The organism is Vibrio sp. 1457, assembly GCF_033340195.1.
GTDB lineage: Bacteria > Pseudomonadota > Gammaproteobacteria > Enterobacterales > Vibrionaceae > Vibrio > Vibrio alginolyticus.
Genome location: NZ_JAWOWA010000171.1, coordinates 1 through 1,006, shown reverse-complemented (window position 1 = coordinate 1,006; position 1,006 = coordinate 1). Strand labels below are relative to the sequence as shown.

The following is a 1,006-nucleotide window of genomic DNA, read 5'->3' as shown; positions in this document are numbered from 1 at the left end:
CTTATCCGCAAGACGTTCGCTCAACTCGTCCAGAATCGGACGGTGGAAGCGATTCTTAGTGCTCATCTTGCGGCTTAGTTCGAAGTAAATACGCAGTGACAGTTGTTCTGCCCATGCACGTTCTTGCAGGCTAAAGGTGCCGGAAGAGTAGCCGATATGAATATCGTGCAAATCCATCTGGCTGTCGTGCAACCATTCACGCAGAGAACGGCGAGTTCCTGGTTCGTGCATCTCCTGCCAGGTTTCCCACATGCTTTGCAGTGCGCGCGGCGCATCTTCTGCGGGCGCGGTCGGCACCGTATATTCGTTACGTTCCACGCCGATGATATTAGACACCAGCACGGTGTGATGCGCAGTCACCGCACGACCCGATTCGGTGATTACCGTCGGATGCGGCAGACCGTTTTCTTCACACGCATCGCCAATCGCCCAGATAATGTTGTTGGCGTATTCATTGAGGCCGTAGTTCACCGAACAGTCGGACTGCGAACGAGTACCTTCATAATCCACGCCCAGACCGCCGCCGACGTCGAAGCACTGAATATTGACGCCCAGCTTGTGCAGTTCCACATAGAAACGCGCGGATTCACGAACGCCTGTCGCGATATCGCGAATATTCGCCATCTGCGAACCGAGGTGGAAGTGCAGTAGTTGCAGGCTGTCGAGACGCCCGGCTTCACGCAGGGTTTCAACCAGTTGCAGTACCTGAGTCGCAGCCAGGCCGAACTTCGATTTTTCCCCGCCGGAGGACTGCCATTTACCCGAGCCCTGCGAAGCCAGACGTGCACGCACGCCCAGACGAGGAACGACATTCAGACGTTCTGCTTCATCCAGCACAATGTCGATTTCTGACATCTTCTCAATGACCAGATAGACCTTGTGGCCCATCTTCTCGCCAATTAATGCCAGTCGGATATATTCGCGGTCTTTATAACCGTTGCAGACGATGACGCTACGGGTCATGCCAGCATGTGCCAGTACTGCCATCAACTCGGCTTTGGAACCG

At 54.8% G+C, this 1,006-nt stretch carries 1 protein-coding gene; it reads right to left on the bottom strand.

Annotated features, from left to right (window positions below; translation table 11 throughout):
- Positions 1-1,006 (bottom strand): biosynthetic arginine decarboxylase (gene speA, locus R7Z41_RS24635; protein ID WP_318141725.1); only part of this gene is annotated, 1,006 nt, incomplete at both ends.